Origin of the sequence: Microbulbifer flavimaris, assembly GCF_001641755.2 — a bacterium.
Taxonomy (GTDB): Bacteria; Pseudomonadota; Gammaproteobacteria; order Pseudomonadales; family Cellvibrionaceae; genus Microbulbifer; species Microbulbifer flavimaris.
Map to the genome: position 1 here is coordinate 392,092 of NZ_LRFG02000001.1, position 23,323 is coordinate 415,414.

The window sequence follows — 23,323 nt, forward strand, 5'->3', positions numbered from 1 at the left end:
GGGGTTCGGCCGGTAGCGCAAGCCATTAGGCTGAGCGGGTGTGGGGGCCGCACGGGCGGTGCAGTAACCGTCATAGCCGGTTCGGTTCGGCGGTAATAACGATTCTCAAGGAATGCCGGAACATATGGCCGAGTTAGCCAAAGAAATTTCTCCGATCAATATCGAAGAAGAGCTGAAGCAGTCCTATCTAGATTACGCCATGAGCGTGATCGTCGGCCGGGCGTTGCCCGATGTGCGGGACGGTCTCAAGCCGGTGCACCGGCGCGTGCTCTTCGCCATGAACGAGCTGAAGAACGACTGGAACAAGCCGTACAAGAAGTCGGCTCGTGTCGTTGGCGATGTGATCGGTAAGTACCACCCGCATGGCGATTCCGCCGTGTATGACACCATTGTCCGTATGGCCCAGCCATTCTCCATGCGTTATACGCTGGTAGACGGCCAGGGCAACTTCGGTTCCATCGACGGCGACAGCCCGGCGGCGATGCGTTACACCGAGATCCGCATGGACAAGCTGGCCCACGAGCTGCTGTCCGATCTCGACAAGGAAACCGTCAACTTCATCGACAACTACGACGGCTCCGAGCAGATGCCGGAAGTATTGCCGTCGCGGGTGCCCAACCTGCTGGTGAATGGTTCTTCCGGTATTGCCGTCGGTATGGCGACCAATATTCCGCCCCACAACATGGGCGAAGTGGTCAACGCCTGCCTGGCGCTGATCGAAAACCCGGAGCTCAGCGTCGATGACCTGATGGAGCATGTCCCGGGGCCGGACTTCCCCACCGGCGCCATCATCAATGGCCGCGCCGGTATCCTGATGGCCTACCGCACCGGTCGCGGACGCATCTATGTGCGCGCTAAGGCCGAGGTGGTTCGCGACGACAAGACCAATCGCGAGACCATCATCATTCACGAGATCCCGTACCAGCTGAACAAAGCGCGCCTGATCGAGCGTATCGCCGAGCTGGTAAAAGAGAAGAAGATCGAGGGTATCTCCGAGCTGCGCGACGAGTCCGACAAGGACGGCCTGCGCGTGGTGATCGAGCTCAAGCGTGGCGAGCTGGGTGATGTGGTCCTGAATAACCTCTATTCCCAGACCCAGCTGGAAAGCGTGTTTGGCATCAATATGGTGGCGCTGGTCGACGGCCAGCCCAAGGTGCTCAACCTCAAGGAGCTTCTGGAGCACTTCATCCGTCACCGCCAGGAAGTGGTGACACGCCGTACGGTCTACCTGCTGCGCAAGGCGCGGGAGCGGGGGCATATCCTCGAAGGCCTGGCGATCGCCATTGCCAATATCGACCCGGTGATCGAGATGATCAAGGCCTCGGCCACGCCGGCAGATGCCCGCGAGGCCCTGTTGTCCAAGGGCTGGGCGGTTGGCGAGGTGCAGCAGTTCTTGGAGCGTGCCGGCGCCGACGCTTGTCGTCCGGACGACCTGCCGGAAGAATTCGGCATGCGCGATGGTTCCTATTACCTTTCCCCGGCACAGGCCCAGGCCATCCTGGAGTTGCGACTGCACCGCCTGACCGGCATGGAGCACGACAAGCTGCTGGGCGAATACAGCGAGCGCCTGGAGCAGATTGCCGAGTACCTGCACATCCTTGGCAGCTTCGAGCGCCTGATGGAAGTGATTCGGGAAGAGCTGGAAGTACTCACTAAAGAGTTTGGTGACGAACGTCGCACTGATATCGTGGCCTCCCGCCAGGATCTGACTGTGGAGGACCTGATCACCCCGGAAGACAAAGTGGTGACCATCTCCCACGGTGGCTATGCGAAGAGCCAGCCACTGACGGATTACCAGGCCCAGCGCCGCGGCGGTATGGGCAAGTCCGCGACCCAGGTAAAGGACGAGGATTTCGTCGAGCATCTGCTGATCGCGAATTCCCACGACACCATTCTCTGTTTCTCGAACAAGGGCAAGGTCTACTGGCTCAAGGTCTATGAAGTGCCGACTGCCGGTCGCGCGTCGCGCGGGCGGCCGATGGTCAACATGCTGCCGCTGGAAGAAGATGAGCGCATCAGCAGCATGATGCCGGTTTCCGAGTATGACGAGGATCACTTTATTTTCTTTGCCACCGCCAACGGCACGGTGAAGAAAACCCCGCTGACGGCTTTCTCCCGGCCCCGCAGTGTCGGTTTGCGTGCGATTGAGCTGGAAGAGGGCGATCGGCTGGTGGCTACGGCGATTACCGATGGTCAACGTGACGTGGTGTTGTTCACCAGTGGCGGTAAGGCCGCACGCTTCGCTGAGAGCAACGTGCGTTCCATGGGGCGTATTTCCCGTGGTGTCCGCGGTATCCGCATGCCGGAAGGCAAGTACGTTATCGCCATGGTTATCCCGGAGGAGGGCGGTGCAGTGATGACCGTCACCGAGAACGGTTACGGCAAGCGCACCCGTCTCGAGGACTTCCCCACCAAAGGCCGGGGCAACCAGGGTGTAATCGCCATGGCCGAAAGTGAGCGCAACGGCGAGCTGGTGGGTGCCTGCCAGGTACACCCGGGCGAGGAGATTATGTTGATCAGCGATCAGGGCACTCTGGTGCGTACGCGGGTCGATGAGGTCTCCGTTCTGGGCCGCAACACTCAAGGTGTTCGCGTTATCCGCCTGAAGGAGGGTGAGCATCTGGTCGGGCTGGCCCGTATCCAGGAGAGCGACGACGAGGATTCGGAAGAGGACAGCGGCGAGTGAGCTCACTATCCTAGTAACGAGAAAGGCTGCGAATATTCGCGGCCTTTTTTGACTGTGCCGCATTAAAACGTGCCTGGCAGTGTGACAGGCCTTTTGTGAATCGGGCGGTTGCGCGTCGTTTTATCTCGACTTCGTTCAATCGCTGCAAAGTTCGGTGAGCTTGCCCGTTGCTCAGGCAAGTAGCTTTTCATTTGTGGAATTTGTCTATGCGTAAGTTTAATTTCTGTGCGGGTCCAGCCGCGCTGCCCGAACCGGTGTTGCTGCAGGCGCAGCAAGAGCTGCTGGATTGGGGAGGGCGCGGTTGCTCGGTGATGGAAGTCAGCCATCGCTCACCGGAGTTTACCGAGGTGGCGGAGCGGGCTGAGCAGGACTTTCGCGATCTGCTGTCTATTCCCGATCACTACAAGGTCCTGTTCGTGCAGGGTGGTGCCACAGGACAGTTCAGTGCGATCCCCTGGAACCTGTTTGGCGGTGGGATCAAGCGCGCTGACTACATCCACACTGGCCAGTGGGCTGGCAAGGCGATCAAGGAAGCGAGTCGCTACGGTGAAGTCAATATTGTCGCGTCCAGCGAAGACCGCAATTTTTCCTATGCGCCGGCTGCAGACGCCTGGCAGGAGAGCGGGAGTTCTGCCTATTTCCACTACACGCCCAATGAAACGATCGGTGGAGTGGAGTTTAACTATGTGCCCGAAGTGAAGGCACCGCTGGTTGCGGATATGTCGTCGAATATCCTCTCGCAGCGAATTCCGGTGGAGAAGTTCGGCATGATCTATGCTGGCGCCCAGAAGAATATCGGCCCGTCCGGTATCGCCGTGGTGATCGTGCGCGAGGACCTTCTGGATCGGGCGATGCCGGATATTCCCCGCAGCCTGAACTGGAAAATCGCCGCAGAGGCGGGTTCCATGGACAACACGCCGGCCACGTTCGCCTGGTACCTCTCCGGGCTGGTATTCCAGTGGCTCAAGGCCCAGGGCGGCGTCGATAGCATGTACCAGCTCAGCCTGGAAAAGTCGGGCCTGTTGTACGATTTTCTCGACCGCAGCGATTTCTTCTCCAGTCCGGTGGACCCTGCCAGCCGCTCCCGCATGAACGTACCCTTCGTGCTGGCGGATGAGCAGCTGGATGCACGGTTCCTGCGAGAGTCTGAGGAGGCGGGGCTGCTCAACCTGAAGGGCCATCGCTCCGTGGGCGGAATGCGCGCTTCCATCTATAACGCGGTTCCGCTTGAGGCCGTCGAAGCCCTGGTGGCTTTCATGGCAGATTTTGAGAAGCGGGTTGCCTGACAACGATTTAAAAATTTGATAGTTATCCGACCGGGAGCAGTAGGCAGAGGATGTCTAAACAACAGGAAAACAGCGACCAGCAATTGGCGCAGCTTCGAGATCGCATCGATCAGATTGATGGTGATATTGCTCGCCTGATCAGCGAGCGCGCGGAGTGTGCGCTCCAGGTAGCCGAGGTCAAAAAAGCGAATGGCCAGAATGCGCTTTACTATCGCCCGGAGCGCGAAGCACAGGTGCTGCGCCGGGCGATGCAGCGCAACGAGGGGCCGCTGACCGATGAGGAAATGGCGCGCCTGTTTCGCGAGATCATGTCCGCCTGCCTGGCTCTGGAGGAGCCGGTCAAAGTGGCCTACCTGGGTCCGGAGGGAACCTTCACCCAGCAGGCCGCGCTGAAACATTTCGGCAACTCCGCCCAGAGTCGTCCACTGGCGGCCATCGATGAGGTGTTTCGCGAGGTAGAAGCCGGCGCGGTCAATTACGGTGTTGTGCCGGTGGAGAATTCCACCGAGGGCGTCATCAATCACACGCTCGATAACTTCATGAACTCGAATCTGCAGATCTGCGGCGAGGTTGAGCTGCGCATCCACCACCACCTGATGATTTCCGATGTCACCCGACCCGAGGCCATTACCCGGATTTATTCCCACGCCCAGAGCTTGGCCCAGTGCCGCAAATGGCTCGACTCGCACTACCCGAACGTGGAGCGCGTGGCAGTGGCCAGCAACGCTGAGGCGGCAAAGCGGGTGAAGGGTGAGTGGAACGCGGCTGCAATCGCCGGCGATATGGCGGCGGATTTATATGGTCTGAAGGTGCTGGCGGAAAAGATCGAGGATCGCCCTGACAACTCCACTCGCTTCCTGATTATAGGTTCCCAGGCCGTGCCGCCGAGCGGCGACGATAAAACCTCCCTGATGGTGTCCATGCGCAATGAGCCGGGGGCGCTGCACGACCTGCTGGAGCCTTTCCGTCGTCACGGTATCGATCTGACACGGGTGGAGACGCGGCCCTCCCAGTCCGGCAACTGGACCTATGTCTTCTTCATTGATTTTGTCGGCCACCGGGACACGCCCAATATCGCCGAGGCCCTCAGGGAAGTGGGTGGGGGTGTCGCGGATATGAAAGTACTGGGTTCCTACCCTCGGGGGGTGCTCTGAGTGGCTGAACCATTGATTGGCCGGCTGGTGGTGATCGGGCTTGGCCTGATCGGCGGTAGTCTGGGGGTCGCGTTGAAAGCTGCCGGGGGCTGCAGGGAGGTCATCGGTGTGGCCCGCCGTGAAGGAACCGGGCAGCAGGCGGTTGAACTGGGAATCTGCAATCGGGCGACCACCAGTCTGGAAGATGTGCTGGCAGAGCTGGAAGCCGGCGACGTGATCTTCGTCGCGGTGCCGACGCTGGCGGTCGAGTCGGTGCTCGGTGAGATGAAGGGTCGACTGCCCGCCGGAGTGACGGTGACGGATGGCGCCAGCGTCAAGGGCAGTGTGGTCGAAGCGGCCCGCGCGGTCTGGGGTGAAGTGCCGGACTTTCTCGTCCCCGGCCACCCGATTGCAGGCTCGGAAAAGAGCGGTGTCACCGCGGCCCGGGAGGATCTCTACCGGGATCATCGGATTATTCTCACACCGCTGGACAATACGGCAGAAGCCCATCTGCAGCGGGTTCGCGCCATGTGGCAGGCGGTGGGTGCCGAGGTGCTGGACATGCCGGTGGGCGAGCACGATGAGGTGCTGGCTGCCACCAGCCACCTGCCGCACGTCATTGCCTACGGTCTGGTGGATACCCTGGCGCACGACTCTGAAAACGAAAATATCTTTCGGTACGCCGCCGGAGGTTTTCGCGACTTCACCCGGATCGCGTCCAGCGACCCGGTTATGTGGCGTGACATCATGCTGGCAAACCGGGATGCGATCCTGGAGGCGATCGACCTCTACCGCGGCAACCTCGATACCCTGCGCAGCGCCATCGACCGCGGCGACGGCGAATACCTGATGGGTGTCTTTACCCGGGCCAAGGCGGCACGGGATCACTTTACAAAAATATTGGCAAAAAAAGCGTACTCAGAAATCATGCAAGCCCAGGAAGTTACCTTTATCGCGCAACCGGGTGACACCGTCAGCGGAACGCTGCGGGTCCCCGGAGACAAGTCCATGTCTCACCGTTCCATCATGCTGGGCTCCCTGGCCGAGGGTGTTACCGAGGTGGAGGGCTTTCTCGAGGGAGAGGATGCGCTCGCTACCCTGCAGGCATTCCGGGATATGGGAGTGGTGATTGAAGGGCCGGTGGATGGCCGCGTGGTGATCCACGGCGTGGGCATGCACGGCCTGCAGGCACCTCCGGGGCCCCTGTATGTGGGTAATTCAGGCACCTCGATGCGGCTTCTGGCGGGACTGCTGGCGGGCCAGGAGTTCGATGTGACGCTCACCGGAGACGAGTCGCTCTCCAAGCGCCCGATGAACAGGGTCGCGACACCGCTGCGTCAAATGGGTGCTGTGATCGAGACCGGGCCAGAAGGGCGGCCGCCGCTGCAGATCAAAGGCGGGCAGCCACTCAAGGGGATTGATTACGAACTGCCAATGGCCAGTGCCCAGGTGAAGTCCTGTGTCCTGCTTGCGGGGCTGTATGCGGAGGGGGAGACCAGCACTCTGGAGCCCGCGTCGACCCGAGATCACACCGAGCGCATGCTGGCCGGCTTCGGCTACGAAGTACAGCGGGATGGCGCCCGGGCGAGTCTGCGCAGCGGCGGTAGCCTGAGGGCGACAAAAATTGATGTGCCTGCGGATATTTCTTCGGCCACTTTCTTTATGGTCGCGGCAGCGATTGCGCCCGGTTCCGATGTGATTCTGGAGCATGTGGGCATCAACCCCACCCGGGATGGCGCTATCAACATCCTGCGCCAGATGGGTGCGGATATTGAACTGGATAATCGCCGCGAAGTGGGCGGCGAACCGGTGGCGGACATCCGGGTGCGCTACGCTCCGCTGAAGGGAATCCAGATACCGGAAGATCAGGTGCCACTGGCAATCGATGAGTTTCCGGCCATTTTTGTGGCGGCGGCCTGTGCCGAGGGTGAAACGGTGCTTACCGGTGCGGAAGAACTGCGGGTCAAGGAAAGTGACCGGATCCAGGCGATGGCGGACGGCCTGAAAATCCTGGGTGTCAACGCGGAGCCCACAGCGGACGGAATCGTCATTCATGGTGCCGGCGAGGGCGCTGTATTTGGCGGCGGCACCGTCGACAGCCTCGGCGATCATCGTATTGCCATGTCCTTTGCGGTGGCATCTCTGCGCGCAGGCGATACCATTCGCATCCTGAACTGCGCCAATGTGGCGACCTCCTTCCCCAATTTCGCCGACCTGGCAAAGCGGGCTGGACTGAAGCTACAGGTCGCCTAGGCGGCCGGAGAGAGCGGCTCGGGCAGACGCAATAATGGATAGAGGCAAAAAGATTGACTATGAGTGAGACGAGCGACCGCCCGCCGGTGATTACCATCGATGGTCCCAGTGGCTCCGGCAAGGGCACCATCGCCCGGTTGCTGGCAGGCCGGCTGAACTATGCTCTGCTGGATTCCGGTGCCCTGTATCGGCTGACGGCACTCGCGGCACTGGAGCGGGGCGCTGATTTGACCGATGAGGCGACCCTGACAGAGATTGCAGCCAACCTCGATATCAGTTTTGAGCTGCGTGACGGCGAAGTGGCCGCGATACTGGCGGGGCGCGATGTGAGTCACGATATCCGCATGGAGCGGGTCAGCATGGCGGCGTCCAAAGTGGCTGCCATGCCCGGCGTGCGGGCGGCCCTTCTGCAGCGCCAGCGTGACTTCCGCCAGTCTCCCGGTCTGGTGGCAGACGGGCGCGATATGGGCACCACGGTTTTCCCCGACGCCCCGGTCAAGGTCTTCCTGACCGCCAGCGCCGAGGAGCGTGCCCGGCGTCGGGAGGCCCAGTTGCGGGAGAAAGGGGTTTCTGTTAGCCTCCGCGACCTGCTGGAGGACATCCGCGCCCGGGACGCCCGGGATATGAACCGCGAAACCTCCCCTCTGGCACCTGCCGCGGATGCGGTGGAGCTGGACAGTACCGGTGTTGGCATCGATGAGGTCCTGCACACGGTTTTGCAGCTGGTACGTGAGCGTATCGGCCGCGCCTGAAGCGGGCGCAATACAAACTGACTTTTAACGACAGCGGCCGGGATCAGCCAGAATTGCCCGGCCGCTGTTGTAATCCGACCCGCGTACTGGCAGCGCGGTGGGGCTTGGGCTGGCGGTTGACTACACTTCAACGTTGCCACCGGCTTGAGTCCATATATATAGGTAATGTAATGAGCGAGAGCTTTGCTGATTTATTTGAAGAGAGCCTGAAAAGCGTAGAGATGGCCCCCGGTTCCATTGTGACCGGTGTGGTAATCGACGTGGACAAAGACTGGGTGACCGTTCACGCGGGCCTGAAGTCTGAAGGCGTTATCCCCGCTTCCCAGTTCCTGGATGAAAATGGGGAAGTGAACCTGCAAGTGGGCGACGAAGTACAGGTAGCCCTGGAAGCAGTTGAAGACGGTTTCGGTGAAACCCGTCTGTCCCGCGAGAAGGCCAAGCGCGCTGAAGCCTGGAAGATCCTCGACGCAGCACACGCTGCCGACGAAGTGGTCAAGGGTGTTATCAGCGGCAAGGTCAAGGGTGGCTTCACAGTCGACGTTGCCAACATCCGCGCATTCCTGCCGGGCTCCCTGGTTGATGTACGTCCGGTTCGCGACACCGCGCACCTGGAAGGCAAAGAGCTCGAGTTCAAGGTCATCAAGCTGGACGCCAAGCGCAACAACGTGGTCGTATCCCGCCGCGCTGTAATGGAAGCTGCCAACAGCGAAGAGCGCGAAGCTCTGCTGGCCAGCCTCCAGGAAGGCATGACCATCAAGGGTATCGTCAAGAACCTGACCGACTACGGTGCATTCGTAGATCTGGGTGGTATCGACGGCCTGCTGCACATCACCGATATGGCTTGGAAGCGCATCAAGCACCCGAGCGAGATCGTGAACGTTGGCGACGAGATCGACGTAAAAGTCCTGAAGTTCGACCGCGAGCGCAGCCGTGTATCCTTGGGCCTGAAGCAGCTGGGCGAGGATCCCTGGGTATCCATCAAGCAGCGTTACCCGGAGAACAGCCGCGTCAAGGCGACTGTCACCAACCTGACCGACTACGGCTGTTTCGCCGAGCTGGAAGAAGGTGTGGAAGGTCTGGTACACGTTTCCGAGATGGACTGGACCAACAAAAACATCCACCCGTCCAAGGTTGTGTCTGTTGGCGACGAGATCGAGGTAATGATCCTGGATATCGACGAAGAGCGTCGTCGTATCTCCCTGGGTATCAAGCAGTGCCAGGAAAACCCGTGGGATGCCTTCGCGCGTAAATACGCCAAGGGCGACAAGATCTCCGGTAAGATCAAGTCCATCACCGATTTCGGTATCTTCATCGGTCTGGACGGCAGCATCGATGGTCTGGTACACCTGTCCGACATCTCCTGGAACGAAGCCGGCGAAGAAGCCGTGCGCAAGTTCAAGAAGGGCGACGAGATCGAGACCGTTATCCTGGGCATCGACTCCGACCGTGAGCGTATCTCCCTGGGTATCAAGCAGCTGGAGTCCGATCCGTTCACTGACTACGTGGCCACCAACGACCGCGGTACCATCGTAACCGGTACCATCAAGGAAGTTGACGCCAAGCAGGCGGTCATCACCCTGGCGGACGAAGTGGAAGGTGTTCTGCGCGCATCCGAAATCAGCCGCGACAAGGTGGAAGACGCTCGCAATGTCCTGAAAGAAGGCGAAGAGGTCGAGGCCAAGATCACCAGCGTGGATCGCAAGAACCGCGTGATCAGCCTGTCCATCAAGTCCAAAGATCAGGAAGACGAGAAGCAGGCCATGAAGGATCACAGCAAGAAGCAGGCTGAGCAGGTTCAGCCGGCGACTATCGGTGACCTGATCAAGGCCCAGATGAACAACAAGGACTGATAGTTTTTCGTTGTTACAAGCCCCAGATTGATTGTCTGGGGTAATTCGAAAGCCGGACCGGGGTTGCCCAGTCCGGCTTTCTATTAGATGATTGCCGCTCTAATCTAGAATAATCAATGACTTACACAAGGTTGCGGGGCGCATGACCAAGTCCGAACTGATCGAAAGGATCGCGTTGAGGCTGGACCAGCTGCCAGTGAAGGATGTGGAGCTGGCCGTCAAAGTGATGTTGGATTCCATGTCCGATGTCCTCTCCCAGGGGGAGCGCATCGAGATTCGCGGCTTTGGCAGTTTTTCCCTGCATTACCGGGCACCGCGCACCGGGCGCAACCCCAAGACCGGGGATGCGGTGCAGCTGGCGGGCAAGTATGTGCCCCATTTCAAGCCGGGTAAGGAACTGCGTGACCGGGTGAACCGGAGCATGCAAGACGAGACGGTAACCGAGGTATGATGCGCCGCCTCCCGACGGCGACGACTCCGATGGCCTGCCAGAGGTTTTGGCCGGGCTAAAGTTCTGAGAGAATCACTCCTTCCTGCAGGTGGAGGTCGACCTTGTCTTTCTTACGCTGGTTATTGCGTCTTTTTTACGGCGTGCTGGCACTTCTCTGTATTGCCATTGGCGTCTACTTCGCGGTGGACAATCCTCAGCTGATCACACCCAGCTTTATCGGGCATGCCATGCCGGAGGGCAGTGTGGGCTTCTGGTTGATCGGCGCGCTGTTGGTCGGTGTGTTGCTCGGCTTTATTGTCAGTCTGCTGCCTTTCTACGGCGAGCGCCGGCGGGCTCGAGGGCTGGAGCGCCAGTTGCATCGCACTGAACAGGAACTCTACACGGTGCGTCGCAAGGTCTCCGGAGACTAACTTGGCCGATCTCACTTTCTTCTTCTTCCTGCTTGCCGCCATTGCCATTGGGTGGTTGCTCGGGCGCAGGAGTGTCAAGAAAAAGAAGCCGGACTGCAGCGAGCAGCAGCAGTCGCTGGCACGTTCTTATGCCCAGGGGCTCAACTATCTCCTCAATGAGCGTCACGGTGACGCCATCGACAAGTTTATCGATTCGCTGGAAGTCAGCAGCGCTACCTTTGACACGCACCTTGCGCTGGGGAACCTGCTGCGCAAGCGCGGCGAGCACGATCAGGCGATACGTGTGCACCAGAACCTGCTGGCGCGGCCCAGCCTGGCGCGGGCCAGCCAGCAAAAAGCCCAGCTGGAACTGGCCCGGGACTATATCGCCGCCGGCTGGCTGGATCGGGCAGAGCGGTTGCTGCAGGAGCTGGTGGAAACATCATCGGACCTGCGCAATACCAGTCTGGAGCACCTGGTCGAGGTCTACCGGGATGAGCGCGAATGGGCCAAGGCCATTCATGCAGTGAACCTCCTGCACGGCCGTCGCTTCAAGCGGCTCTCCTCTGAGTGGGCGCCGGTACAGGCGCACTTCTGCTGTGAACTGGCCGAGGAGGCAATTTCCGGCAAGGACTACCTCAGCGCCCGCAAGCATATCGACTCGGCGCTGGGTTACGACCGCAACTCGGTGCGGGCCTGCCTGCTATGGGGCAGGCTGGAGTACCAGCTCGGTCGCCCACAAGAGGCGATCAAAGTCCTGCAGAGGATTCCCAAACAGAACCCGGACTATATTCCCGAGATTCTGGATCTGCTGATTACTAGCTACGAGGCAGTCGGGGATGAGGCGGGGCTGGACACTTACCTTGAAGCCCTGTTGCGCGAGCATCCTTCCAATAGCGTGCTGATCGCTCTGACCGAGCGCATCCACCAGCAGCGCAGTGAGGCAGAGGCTGCCGCTTTTATGGGTAAACAGCTGGCCCTGCGGCCGTCATTACGTGGCCTCGGGCACTTTCTCGACCTGCATATCGATAGCACCCAGGGCAGGGCGCGGGAGAATCTCTCGCTGCTGAAGACCCTGGTAGACCAGTTGATTGCCAGTCGCCCCCACTATCGTTGCAGCAATTGCGGCTTCTCCGGCAACCAGCTCCACTGGCTCTGTCCCAGCTGCAAGAGCTGGGACACTGTGCGGTCGGTGAAAGGTGTCGAAGGCGAATAGGCACCGGTGATCGCTACCCACAGACACAACTGAATTGCTTTATCCCGCACCAGAGAGGTATCTCCTTGCAAGACAAAGTCTCATCCCCGGTCATCGTTGCACTGGATTACGATAACGCTGAAGCTGCCCTGGCGATGGCGGAAAAGCTGGATCCGGCGCTCTGTCGGGTGAAAGTTGGCAAGGAACTGTTCACGATTGCCGGCCCCGACGTCGTGCGGCAACTGGTGAGTAAAGGTTTCGAAGTTTTTCTGGATCTCAAGTTTCATGATATCCCCAACACAGTGGCCGCGGCGGTGCGCGCGGCAGCTGAGCTGGGAGTGTGGATGGTGAACGTACACGCCAGCGGGGGCTCGCGCATGATGAAGGCGGCTGGCGAGGCACTTGAGCCCTTCGGCGATCAGCGTCCACTGTTGATCGGGGTGACAGTCCTGACCAGCACGGCACCGGAGGAGCTGGCAGAGGCCGGCGTTACCCGACCGCTGCGGGAGCAGGTACAGGCGTTGGCAGCGCTGGCGAAGGCCAGTGGTCTGGACGGTGTCGTGTGCTCCGCGCAGGAGGCTGAAACCCTGCGCGCTGAGTGTGGCCAGGACTTCGCCCTGGTGACACCGGGGATTCGCCCTGAGGGATCGGCGGCGGACGATCAGCGACGGATCGTTACCCCGGCCCAGGCCCTGGAGTGGGGATCCACCTACCTGGTCATCGGCCGTCCGATTACCGCTGCCCCGGACCCGGTGGCGGCCCTGGAGAAAATCATAGCTGAGCTTGGAAGCTGATCTGACCTGTAATGGCGTGTAATCAATTGGCGCCCCAGCGGTCGCGTCAAGCTGGTAGAGTGGGCGCGTTTGGGGAAGTAGAAGCAGTCCCGACGTCACAATAACGAACCACAACGTCATTGGGAGTCAGCTTATGAAAGCCCTTCGTTTACCACTGATCGCCATCGTTACCGCATTCTTCCTCGCCCTGTCGGGCGCCGGCGCTTTCGCAGAGGATGGCCAGGCCAAGGATGTCGAGATGGCCTCGGTCACCGTCAACCTGAATAGCGCCACCGCCGAGGAGCTGGCGGAAAAGCTTGTTGGTGTCGGCGAGGTGCGCGCCAGGGAGATTGTCCAGTATCGCGAGGAGCACGGACCGTTTTCCTCGGTGGAGCAACTGCTCGAGGTGAAGGGGGTCGGTATGGCGACCCTGGATAAGAACCGCGCCCGGATTCAGCTGTAGGGCGTAAAGCGGACACAGTCGGCAGTTCCCGGCGGAGCGGTCGGCTAGTGTCCGCATATTGGATCTGGAACTTTCAAAGTACAGAAGGGTGTATAAGACAAATGGCGCGATGGGTGGTTTTTGGCGGCACTGGGTATATTGGTTCTGCCCTCTGCAAGCAGCTCGTCGCTCAGGGGGACACCGTCATTTCTGTCTCCCGAGCCAAAAGTGGGCCCGATGGCTGTGACCATCGCACCGTGGATTTGGCTGAAGTCACCGACTTCGACGCTCTCCTCCGCCCGGGAGATAACGTCGTTTACGCAGGGGGACTCGCCAGCCGCAAAAGCTGTGAGCGTTCTCCGGAATTGGCAAAGAGGTTAAATTGCGAGTGCCCGCTGGCGATTTTGCGTGTGGCTGAAGCGGCCGCGGCCAACTCCTTTACTTATCTCTCCAGCGTGAAGGCGCTGACACCTCCTGCCGGGGTGATCGCCTGCGAAACTACTGGCCAGCCGGCGACGGATGCCTATGGTCACAGCAAATGGTGTGCCGAGCAGCATATCCTCTCAACGCGCGGTACATGCCGAGTCAACGTGATTCGGCCGGCGGTGGTCTACGGTGACGCCCAGTCTGGTGTCCAGGCAAGTAACAGCGCTGGAAAAATACATTCTCTCTTGCGGTTATTGGGCCGCAGTTTGACCGTGTTGCCGTCAAGCGGCAGACGCACGGTGGTGCACATCGACGATCTTGTGGCGGCCATCCTGGCTGTAGCAGGGAATTCTCTGTGTGATCGCCAGGTTTACATCGCTGCAGAGCCTCGTTTTTACGATGTCGGCTCGATTGCCTCAGCCCTTAGTGGTCGTCAAATCCGGACAAGTCGAAGGCTGACGCGCTGGTTGCTCTCCCCGCTGCGTCCGTTGGCTTCTTTGCCGGCTGCTCGCCGCCTTCTTGAGGTAGAGCGGTGTGAGCTCTATAGTGCAGCGCGTCTTCGAGCGGCCCTGCATTGGCGGGCCCATGCGCGCTATAGCGATTATTTACGAGGTGGAGTGTGACGGGTACAGAGGGGCTGCCCTTGGCCGACTGGGGCCTGCCGATGGTGTTGGCGGCAGCGGTGAGTCTGGGCACTATTGGGTTGCTGTTGTCCAAGCTGTTCGAATTCGCGCTGGATGTGCCCAATCACCGCTCCCTCCACTCTGCGCCGGTGCCGCGCACCGGCGGCTGGGCAATGATTGCCGGCATGGCGGCCGCTCTGGCCGCCAGCCCGCTGGCCTTTGTGCCGGCGCTTGCCGCGGCTTTTTTTCTGCTGATTGCTGTTTCCGCCGTGGATGATCTTCGCAGCGTGTCCGCCCGCGTGCGATTTGCGGTGCATTTGCTCTCGGTTTCGCTTCTGTTGCTTGCGCTTCCAGAGACGCTGAGCTGGTGGTGGTATCCATTCCTGCTGATCGGCGGGGTCTGGGTGATTAACCTGTACAATTTTATGGATGGCATGGACGGTTTCGCCGGCAGCATGACTGTTTTCGGGTTTGCGACCCTCGGTCTAGTGAGTGCTTGGCGCGGTCATGGCGAGTTGGCGGGAATCTGTGCGCTTTTGGTTGTCTGTGCACTGGTGTTCCTGCGTTACAATTGGCCGCCTGCTCGCATCTTCCTGGGGGATGCTGGTTCCACGACGCTTGGGCTGGCCGCTTTTGCTATCAGTCTGTACGGCTGGCTGGAGGGGGTTTTTGGCCTGCTGGTGCCGCTCATTGCATTTTCGCCTTTCTGGCTGGACGCAACAGTGACTCTGGCGAGGCGGGTGTTGAGTGGCCAGCGCTGGTGGGAGGCCCACCGGGAGCACTGGTACCAGCGGGCTGCGCTGCGATTTGGGGTGCGTCGTGCCTTGTTGGTGGAATTTACAGTGATGGGGTTGGCGTCAGTGATGGCGCTGTCTGCTGTAGCAGTAGGGTTGGCCTGAAAAAGGCCTGATTGAGGAGTAACTTCGCTACTGGGGGCGAAGTGAGGGATAACCAAACGGGGGATGGCTGTGAAGCGAGTCATGCGCACAGTGCATAAAAACTACAAGCCGGCGCTGATGGTGGGTTTCGACCTGCTGATGCTGACTGTTGCCTTCGTCTCCGCGATGACGATCCGGTGGAACAGTACCTCCCAGCTCATGGAGAGAGAGGTGCTGCTCTGCCTCGCGTTCACTCTTGGCTCAAGCAGTTTTATTTTCCTTCGCCTCGGCCTGTATCGCACCGTCATTCGCTATATGGGGCAGCAGGCATTGGTCGCTGTGCTCCAGGGTGTGACCGCGTCCGCGGTGGTGCTGGCGGTGGCTTCCTATCTTACCTATGCGGGTGTTCCCCGTTCGGTCCCCGTTATCTACTGGTGCTTTGCCCTGATTGCTGTCGGTGGGTCCCGCTGGCTGGTGCGGATCTATTACCAGATGGCCCTGGAAATCCACAAGACCCGGGTCGCCATCTACGGAGCCGGCACGGCGGGGCTGCAGCTGTATAAAGCACTGGTGCACGGGGAGGTCTACAAGCCGGTAGCTTTCTTCGACGACAATGCCTCCAAGCAGAACACCCTGATTGACGGCGTGCTGGTCTACAACCCGGGCGATATCCTCGATATCGTCGCAGAGCGCGATATCTCCGAGATCCTCCTTGCCATGCCGGCTGTGCCCAAGCGGCGGCGCCGGGAAATTACCAAGGGGCTGCGCGACAGAGGGCTGGTGGTCAAGGTAATCCCGGGGCTGGAGGAGCTGGTCGATGGAGCGGGGCGGGGCACCGCCGATGTTTCGCAGATTTACGAAAACGTTTTGGGGCGGGCGCCGGTGGAACCGGAGAGATCGCTGGTTGCGTCCTCCATCAGTGGCAAGACCGTACTGGTGACGGGTGCGGGCGGCTCCATTGGTTCCGAGCTGTGTCGGCAGATTGTCCAGTGGGCGCCGGTCCACCTCGTTCTGGTGGAGTCCTCCGAATATGCGATCTATCAGATCGAGCGTGAGCTTTACCAGATCCAGCAGGACGAAGGATTGCAGGTCCCTGTGACGACGCTGCTGGGTGATGTGCGGGATCGCGCGCGGATGGCAGAGATTATCGAGAGCTTCTCGGTCCAGACCATTTACCATGCCGCGGCCTATAAACACGTGCCCCTCGTTGAGCAGAATGTCGTCCTCGGAGCGGAGAACAATATCCTCGGTACCCTGGCGGTGCTGGAGGCGGCCGAGGCATTTGGGGTGGAGCAATTTGTGCTCATCTCCACTGATAAGGCGGTGCGCCCCACCAATGTCATGGGGGCGACCAAGCGCTTTGCGGAGCTGATCTGCCAGGATTTCGGTCGGCGTTTTGGCCGCACGCGGGTCTGTATGGTGCGGTTCGGCAACGTACTGGGCTCCTCGGGCTCGGTGATTCCGCTGTTTACGGACCAGATTAATGCGGGTGGGCCGGTTACTGTCACCCATCCCAAAGTCACCCGCTACTTTATGACTATTCCCGAGGCTGCCCAGCTGGTGCTCCAGGCGGGCAGTATGGGGCGCAATGGCGAGGTGTTTGTGCTGGACATGGGCGAGCCGGTGCGTATCTATGACCTGGCCCGCCGCCTGATTCAGATTATGGGGCATACGGTCCGGGACGAGGAGAACCCTGAGGGGGACATCGAGATCCAGGTCACGGGTCTGCGCCCGGGTGAAAAGCTCTATGAGGAGTTGCTGCTGGGAGACAGTGTTGCTGGCACTGATCACCCCATGATTATGCGAGCCGAGGAAGAGCGGCTCACTAGCGAGCGGTTGCAGGTACTGGTTGGTGAGCTGCGAGAGGCCTGTGTCAGGCACGACTGTGAGGAGGTGCACCGGGTTCTGCGGGAGGCGGTCCAGGATTATGCGCCGAAGCAACATTTGGTGGACGCAGTCTGGGCTCAGCAGCGACAGCCGAAAGCACTGCCGCGCACGGGCCAGGTTGAGCGCCTGCCGACAGCGCGGGACACCGAAACAGGATGAGCTCCAGTTTGATCCCCCCCCTCAAATAAAAAGGCCCCTCAGCTCTCGTTGGGGGGCCTTTTTGCTATCTGGTTTCTCCGTTCACCAACCATAGATTGTTGGCGTTGGGCTGAACACTGGATGTGCCGTCGAAGGTGTTTGCTTTATCCGGTCAGTGGGACCGCAAACAAAAAAGCCCCTAGCTTTAGCTAGGGGCTTTCGTATTTGGCTCCGCCTGCTGGGCTCGAACCAGCGACCCAATGATTAACAGTCATTTGCTCTACCAACTGAGCTAAGGCGGAATTTCTTAGCGGCGGGCTTGTGTGCCGTGCCGTTCAGATGGCGCGTATATTATAGGCGGCCCCCGGGGTCGTCAACCCCTTTTTTGCACTTTAACTTATTGATTTGTCAGGCATTACTTTTTTTGACCGACTTGATCAAAAAGGCGCCCAATTCAACGTGGACGGTACGGTCGCCGGGGTCGCAGTGATTTGTGGGGGGCGAGGGCAGGGCCTACAATCCCGGATTGCCCAAGGATCACAAGCGGTGGAAGTTTATGGAGTCGCGCCCTTTCAAGGTGGCCAGTAAGTACAAACCGGCAGGCGACCAGCCGTCTGCAATCGAGGCGCTGGTGGAGGGGGTCGAGGATGGTTTGAGCCACCAGACCCTGCTGGGTGTGACCGGGTCCGGTAAAACCTTCACCATGGCCAACATCGTCGAGCGCCTGCAGCGGCCCGCGATCGTGATGGCTCACAACAAGACCCTGGCGGCCCAGCTTTACGGTGAGTTCAAGGAGTTCTTCCCCAAGAACGCCGTCGAGTACTTTGTCTCTTACTACGACTACTACCAGCCGGAAGCTTACGTTCCCTCGTCCGATACCTTCATCGAGAAGGATGCCTCGGTCAACGAGCATATCGAGCAAATGCGGCTCTCGGCCACCAAGGCGCTGATTGAACGGCGGGATGTCATTGTGGTGGCCACTGTTTCCGCCATCTACGGTCTGGGCGATCCGGATAAGTACCTGAAAATGGTGCTGCATCTGGATCGCGGCGATCTGGTGGATCAGCGCACCATCCTGCGTCGCCTGGCGGAACTGCAGTACACCCGCAATGATACGGATTTTCGTCGCGCTACCTATCGGGTGCGCGGGGACGTGATCGACATCTACCCGGCGGACTCCGACCTGGAGGCGGTGCGGGTGTCGCTCTTCGACGAGGAGATCGAAGAACTAACCCTGTTTGACCCGCTGACCGGGGAAGTGCTGAGAAAAGTACCGCGCATTACCATCTTCCCCAAGTCGCACTACGTGACGCCGCGGGAGACGGTGGTGAGCGCAATCGACCAGATCAAGGAGGAGTTGCGCGAGCGCCTCAAGCAGTTGCGTGACAACGACAAGCTGGTCGAGGCCCAGCGCCTGGAGCAGCGCACCAAGTACGATCTGGAGATGATGCAGGAGCTGGGCTACTGCAACGGCGTCGAGAACTATTCCCGTTACCTGTCCGGGCGCGGGGCCGGGCAGCCGCCCCCCACGCTGTTCGATTATTTTCCCCACGACGCGTTGCTCTTTATCGACGAGAGCCATGTGACTGTGCCCCAGATCGGCGGCATGTATCGCGGCGACCGCTCGCGAAAGGAGACACTGGTGGAATACGGCTTCCGCCTGCCGTCGGCTCTGGATAACCGACCGCTCAAGTTTGAGGAGTGGGAGAGGCTGGCGCCGCAGACGATTTTTGTTTCCGCCACGCCGGGCCCTTACGAAGAGGAGCATGCCGGAGCCGTAGTGGAGCAGGTGGTGCGCCCGACAGGGTTGGTGGACCCGGTGGTGGAAGTGCGACCCGCTTCCACCCAGGTGGACGACTGTCTGTCGGAAATTCACCGCTGTGTCGAGGCCGAGCAGCGCGTTCTTATTACCGTGCTCACCAAGCGCATGGCCGAAGATCTCACCGAGTACCTCAGCGAGAGCGGCGTAAGGGTTCGCTATCTGCATTCGGATATCGACACCGTGGAGCGCGTGGAAATCATCCGGGACCTGCGTATCGGTGAGTTCGATGTGCTGGTGGGCATCAACCTCCTCCGTGAGGGGCTGGATATGCCGGAGGTGGCCCTGGTTGCCATTTTCGATGCGGACAAGGAGGGCTTCCTGCGCTCGGATCGTTCGCTCATCCAGACCATCGGTCGGGCGGCCCGTAACCTGGAGGGGCGCGCGATCCTCTATGCTGACAAGGTGACGAACTCCATGCGCCGGGCGCTGGATGAAACCCAGCGCCGTCGTGATAAACAGCTGGAGCACAACCGGGAGCACGGCATCACCCCGAAGGGTATTCGCAAGAGCGTGGCGGATATCATGGAGGGCGCGATTGCCCCGGGGGTTCCCGTCAAGGGGCGGCGCAAGGTGGCTGAGGGGCAGGGCGCTTACAAGGCTCAGCCGGAGCCGCTATCCGACAAGGAGCGCTGGGCGAAAGTCGAGGCGCTGGAAGAGCAGATGTATAACCACGCCAAGAACCTGGAGTTCGAGGAGGCGGCCAAGTTGCGCGATGAAATCACCCGCCTGAAAGAGGGGCCGCAATAGCCGCGACTGGAGGCTGTCAGCTCCCTGAGGTTGGCGCGAATTTTTTTGGTTTTGGGTTTCACTAAGTTGTTGAAAACACTGAAAACGGGTGCTAAAGTTCGCGTCCTCTGCAGCAGGGTGCTCCCGCTGCAAGCCTCCAGACCCGTAGCTCAGTTGGTTAGAGCGCTGCCTTGACATGGCAGAGGTCAGCAGTTCAAATCTGCTCGGGTCTACCAGATTCTTGCCCGGCGCATCGCGCCGGGTTTTTTCTGGCCCATAGACTGGGCCACTGCCCGCAAGGCAGACTCTCCTTCGGGCAGTTAATCACGCGGTCTTTCGTAGGGATCGCCACTGATAGAAGGACAGACAATGCCTGTTGTTACTCTCCCCGATGGTTCTCATCGCGTCTTTTCCGAAGCTGTTAGCGTTCACGATGTGGCTGCCGATATCGGTCCCGGCCTGGCCAAGGCTGCGCTTGGCGGTGTGGTGGACGGCAAAGAAGTCGACACCAGCTACCTGATCGACAAAGATGCCCAGCTGGCAATCATCACCGACCGCCAGCCGGAAGGACTGGAAATCATCCGTCATTCTGCCGCGCACCTGCTGGCCCAGGCGGTCAAGCAGCTGTACCCGGGTGCCCAGGTCACTATCGGCCCCGTGATCGAGGACGGCTTCTACTACGATTTCGCTTATGAGCGCCAGTTTACGCCGGAAGATCTGGAGAAGATCGAAAAGCGCATGGAGGAGCTGGCCAAGGAAGATATCCCCGTCAGTCGCCGCCTGATGCCGCGTAAAGAGGCGGTGCAATACTTCCGCGATATGGGCGAGGAGTACAAGGCGCAGATCATCGCCGATATCCCTACTGAAGAGGATATCTCCCTCTATCGCCAGGGGGATTTCGAGGATCTCTGCCGCGGCCCGCACGTGCCGTCCACCGGCCGCCTGAAGGCGTTCAAGCTGACCAAAGTGGCCGGCGCTTATTGGCGCGGTGATGCCAGCAACGAGATGCTGACCCGTGTTTACGGCACCGCCTGGGGTAACAAGAAAGATCTCAAGGCCTACCTGCGCCGCATCGAAGAGGCGGAAAAGCGCGATCACCGCAAGCTGGCCAAGAAGTTCGACCTGTTCCATATTCAGGAAGAGGCGCCGGGCATGGTGTTCTGGCACCCGAATGGCTGGACTATCTACAGCACCATCGAGCAGTACATGCGCGATCGCCAGCGCAAGGCCGGCTACAGGGAGATCAAGACACCACAGCTGGTGGACTTCACCCTGTGGGAGAAGTCCGGACATGCGGACAAGTTTGGCGACGACATGTTCTCGCTGACTAGTGAGGAGCGCCAGTTCGCCATCAAGCCCATGAACTGCCCCTGCCACGTGCAGGTATTCAACCAGGGCCTGCGCAGCTACCGCGATCTGCCCCTGCGCCTGGCGGAATTCGGTTCCTGCCACCGCAGTGAGCCCTCCGGCTCCCTGCACGGCCTGATGCGTGTGCGTGGCTTTGTGCAGGATGATGGTCACATCTTCTGTACCGAAGACCAGATTCAGTCGGAAGTGTCCGACTTCATGGACCTGCTGCACGCGGTCTACAAGGATTTCGGTTTTGAGGAGGTGATCTACCGCCTCTCGACCCGCCCGGAGCAGCGGGTAGGGTCCGATGAGAGCTGGGACAAGGCCGAGAAGGCCCTGGCCGACGCCCTGGATGCCGCCGGTCTGCCCTGGGAGGAGCTGCCGGGCGAGGGTGCCTTCTACGGGCCCAAGATCGAGTTCTCCCTCAAGGATTGTCTGGGGCGCGTATGGCAGTGCGGCACCATTCAGGTGGATTTCTCCATGCCGGGCCGCCTGGACGCCCAGTTTGTGGCCGAAGATGGCTCCCGTCAGACCCCGGTGATGCTGCATCGCGCGGCTCTGGGCTCTTTTGAGCGCTTCATCGGCATCCTCATCGAGAACTACGAGGGTGCCTTCCCCACCTGGCTGGCACCCCAGCAGGTGGCGGTACTGAACATCACCGATCGCCAGGCGGACTACTGCCGCAATCTGGAGCAGCATCTCGGGGCGCTGAACTACCGCGCTGCAGCCGACTTGAGAAACGAGAAGATCGGCTTTAAAATCCGCGAGCACACGCTTCAGCGTGTCCCTTATCTGCTGGTCATCGGCGATAAGGAAGTAGAGAACCAGACGGTCGCCGTGCGGACACGTAGCGGAGAGGACCTCGGAACCATGACTTTCGAGTCGTTCCTGGAGATCCTTGAGCAGGATGTCAGCCGTCGCGGCCGTACTGCTATTGAAGATTCTCGCGATTGATTATTGGTAACTGGAGACGATAGCTATTAAACGAGACAGCAAGGGACGGTCCAAGAAGGCCCGCATTAATGATCAGATTGAGGCATCACAGGTACGCCTGATCGGCGCCGACGGCGAACAGGTGGGGATTGTTTCCCTGGATGAAGCGCTTGATCTCGCTCAGCAGGCCAGTCTGGATCTCGTTGAAATCGCGCCGGATTCAGATCCGATAGTCTGTAAGATCATGGACTACGGAAAGCACATTTTTGAAGCCAAGAAGGCCAAAAATGCTGCCAAGAAGAAGCAGAAGCAGCAGCAAATCAAAGAGATGAAGTTCCGCCCCGGTACCGATATCGGGGACTACAACATCAAGCTGCGCAACCTGACCCGCTTCCTCGAAGCCGGGGACAAGGCCAAGATTTCCCTGCGCTTCCGTGGCCGTGAGATGGCCCACCAGGAGCTGGGGATGGAAATGATGCAGCGCATCGAGAAAGATCTCGAGGAGCTGGGTACGGTGGAGCAGCGGCCGAAGATGGAAGGCCGCCAGATGATCATGGTCATCGCGCCCACCAAAAAGAAGAAGTAAGGCTTCGGGAAGCGATTTCCGGGTCTGCTCAGGGAAGTGATTGGGCGACGGCTGCCTCCTCACTCCCTTAATGCCGCCGCCAAGCCGGCGGCCAATACCGACCGGGCACCTGCCAGCAGGTGACCTTAATCAAAACTGGAGTACAAAATGCCGACCAAAGCAAAGACTCACAGCGGCGCTGCCAAGCGCTTCAAGAAGACGGCTGCAGGCTACAAGCACAAGCACGCTAACAAGAGCCACATCCTCACCAAGATGACCACCAAGCGTAAGCGTCAGCTGCGCGGCACCACGACTATGAACAAGTCTGATGCCACCCTGGTCGATCGTATGCTGCGCGCCAAGTAATTGGCTCCAATCGCAAAGAGTTAAGAGGATAGAGTTATGGCCCGTGTAAAACGTGGTGTAGAGGCGCGTCGTCGTCACAAGAAGATTCTGAAGCAGGCCAAAGGCTACTACGGTGCGCGTTCCCGCGTATTCCGCGTTGCCAAGCAGGCTGTTATCAAAGCTGGTCAGTACGCTTACCGCGACCGTCGTGTCAAGAAGCGTAACTTCCGTCAGCTGTGGATCACCCGCATCAACGCACAGTCCCGCGCTGAAGGCCTGAGTTACAGCCGCCTGATCGCTGGTCTGAAGAAAGCCGACATCGCCCTGGACCGTCGTGTCCTGGCCGACCTGGCTGTGTACGATAAAGCCGCTTTTGCTGCCGTAGTGGAAAAAGCCAAGGCAGCCCTGGCAGCTTAAGTC

19 protein-coding genes and 2 tRNA genes are annotated in these 23,323 nt (G+C 59.9%); 20 read left to right on the plus strand and 1 reads right to left on the minus strand.

The window, feature by feature from the left end:
- Positions 1-124 precede the first annotated feature (124 nt).
- The 14 genes from gyrA to AWR36_RS01855 all read left to right on the plus strand — a co-directional run bounded on the left by gyrA (position 125) and on the right by AWR36_RS01855 (position 17,183).
- A complete protein-coding gene (gene gyrA, locus AWR36_RS01790; RefSeq protein ID WP_067080117.1) occupies positions 125-2,686 on the plus strand; it encodes a DNA gyrase subunit A in 2,562 nt (853 codons plus the stop codon).
- Positions 2,687-2,892: 206 nt separating this feature from the next.
- Entirely contained in the window at positions 2,893-3,972 is a 1,080-nt protein-coding gene (gene serC, locus AWR36_RS01795; RefSeq protein ID WP_067080119.1) for a 3-phosphoserine/phosphohydroxythreonine transaminase, read from the plus strand.
- Positions 3,973-4,022: 50 nt separating this feature from the next.
- Positions 4,023-5,126 (plus strand): prephenate dehydratase, encoded by a 1,104-nt coding sequence (gene pheA / locus AWR36_RS01800; protein WP_067080121.1) that lies wholly within the window; start codon positions 4,023-4,025, stop codon positions 5,124-5,126.
- Positions 5,127-7,358, plus strand: coding sequence for a bifunctional prephenate dehydrogenase/3-phosphoshikimate 1-carboxyvinyltransferase (locus AWR36_RS01805; RefSeq protein WP_067080123.1), 2,232 nt, complete (start codon positions 5,127-5,129; stop codon positions 7,356-7,358). It begins immediately after the preceding gene.
- Positions 7,359-7,417: 59 nt separating this feature from the next.
- Positions 7,418-8,110 carry a (d)CMP kinase gene (gene cmk, locus AWR36_RS01810; RefSeq protein ID WP_067080125.1) on the plus strand — a complete coding sequence of 231 codons (693 nt, stop codon included), beginning with the start codon at positions 7,418-7,420 and terminating at the stop codon, positions 8,108-8,110.
- A 170-nt stretch (positions 8,111-8,280) separates the two neighbouring features.
- A complete protein-coding gene (gene rpsA, locus AWR36_RS01815) occupies positions 8,281-9,960 on the plus strand; it encodes a 30S ribosomal protein S1 (protein ID WP_067080128.1) in 1,680 nt (559 codons plus the stop codon).
- A 142-nt stretch (positions 9,961-10,102) separates the two neighbouring features.
- The gene (ihfB, locus tag AWR36_RS01820; RefSeq protein WP_067080131.1) at positions 10,103-10,411 is read left to right on the plus strand and encodes an integration host factor subunit beta; all 309 of its coding nucleotides are present in this window, start codon (positions 10,103-10,105) and stop codon (positions 10,409-10,411) included.
- A gap of 101 nt (positions 10,412-10,512) precedes the next feature.
- Positions 10,513-10,821: a LapA family protein gene (locus AWR36_RS01825; RefSeq protein ID WP_231745210.1), complete on the plus strand. Its 309-nt coding sequence runs from the start codon at positions 10,513-10,515 to the stop codon at positions 10,819-10,821.
- Between the two features lies 1 nt (position 10,822).
- The gene (gene lapB / locus AWR36_RS01830; protein ID WP_067080133.1) at positions 10,823-12,016 is read left to right on the plus strand and encodes a lipopolysaccharide assembly protein LapB; all 1,194 of its coding nucleotides are present in this window, start codon (positions 10,823-10,825) and stop codon (positions 12,014-12,016) included.
- A 65-nt stretch (positions 12,017-12,081) separates the two neighbouring features.
- Positions 12,082-12,789 carry an orotidine-5'-phosphate decarboxylase gene (pyrF, locus tag AWR36_RS01835; protein ID WP_067080136.1) on the plus strand — a complete coding sequence of 236 codons (708 nt, stop codon included), beginning with the start codon at positions 12,082-12,084 and terminating at the stop codon, positions 12,787-12,789.
- A gap of 133 nt (positions 12,790-12,922) precedes the next feature.
- Complete coding sequence (locus tag AWR36_RS01840; protein WP_067104412.1) at positions 12,923-13,231, plus strand: ComEA family DNA-binding protein; 309 nt, start codon at positions 12,923-12,925, stop codon at positions 13,229-13,231.
- Between the two features lie 101 nt (positions 13,232-13,332).
- Positions 13,333-14,259 carry an NAD-dependent epimerase/dehydratase family protein gene (locus AWR36_RS01845; protein ID WP_082679335.1) on the plus strand — a complete coding sequence of 309 codons (927 nt, stop codon included), beginning with the start codon at positions 13,333-13,335 and terminating at the stop codon, positions 14,257-14,259.
- Entirely contained in the window at positions 14,256-15,158 is a 903-nt protein-coding gene (locus tag AWR36_RS01850; protein ID WP_141398453.1) for an MraY family glycosyltransferase, read from the plus strand. Before AWR36_RS01845 ends, AWR36_RS01850 begins: the two co-directional genes overlap by 4 nt.
- A 63-nt stretch (positions 15,159-15,221) precedes the next feature.
- Positions 15,222-17,183 (plus strand): polysaccharide biosynthesis protein, encoded by a 1,962-nt coding sequence (locus AWR36_RS01855; RefSeq protein WP_067080143.1) that lies wholly within the window; start codon positions 15,222-15,224, stop codon positions 17,181-17,183.
- Between the two features lie 205 nt (positions 17,184-17,388).
- Here the strand turns inward: AWR36_RS01855 and AWR36_RS01860 are convergent.
- Positions 17,389-17,464: transfer RNA gene (locus AWR36_RS01860), tRNA-Asn, on the minus strand.
- A gap of 254 nt (positions 17,465-17,718) precedes the next feature.
- Between AWR36_RS01860 and uvrB the strand changes: the two genes are divergently transcribed.
- From uvrB to rplT, 6 genes are all read left to right on the plus strand, one after another.
- The gene (uvrB, locus tag AWR36_RS01865; RefSeq protein ID WP_067081773.1) at positions 17,719-19,731 is read left to right on the plus strand and encodes an excinuclease ABC subunit UvrB; all 2,013 of its coding nucleotides are present in this window, start codon (positions 17,719-17,721) and stop codon (positions 19,729-19,731) included.
- A 138-nt stretch (positions 19,732-19,869) separates the two neighbouring features.
- A tRNA-Val gene (locus AWR36_RS01870) sits at positions 19,870-19,946 on the plus strand.
- A 133-nt stretch (positions 19,947-20,079) separates the two neighbouring features.
- Positions 20,080-22,014, plus strand: a complete 1,935-nt coding sequence (gene thrS / locus AWR36_RS01875; RefSeq protein ID WP_067080145.1) for a threonine--tRNA ligase — start codon at positions 20,080-20,082, stop codon at positions 22,012-22,014.
- Between the two features lie 25 nt (positions 22,015-22,039).
- Entirely contained in the window at positions 22,040-22,579 is a 540-nt protein-coding gene (infC, locus tag AWR36_RS01880; protein ID WP_231745246.1) for a translation initiation factor IF-3, read from the plus strand.
- A gap of 147 nt (positions 22,580-22,726) precedes the next feature.
- Positions 22,727-22,924 (plus strand): 50S ribosomal protein L35, encoded by a 198-nt coding sequence (gene rpmI, locus AWR36_RS01885; protein WP_067080149.1) that lies wholly within the window; start codon positions 22,727-22,729, stop codon positions 22,922-22,924.
- Positions 22,925-22,960: 36 nt separating this feature from the next.
- Complete coding sequence (gene rplT / locus AWR36_RS01890) at positions 22,961-23,320, plus strand: 50S ribosomal protein L20 (RefSeq protein ID WP_067080150.1); 360 nt, start codon at positions 22,961-22,963, stop codon at positions 23,318-23,320.
- The last annotated feature ends 3 nt before the right edge of the window (positions 23,321-23,323 follow it).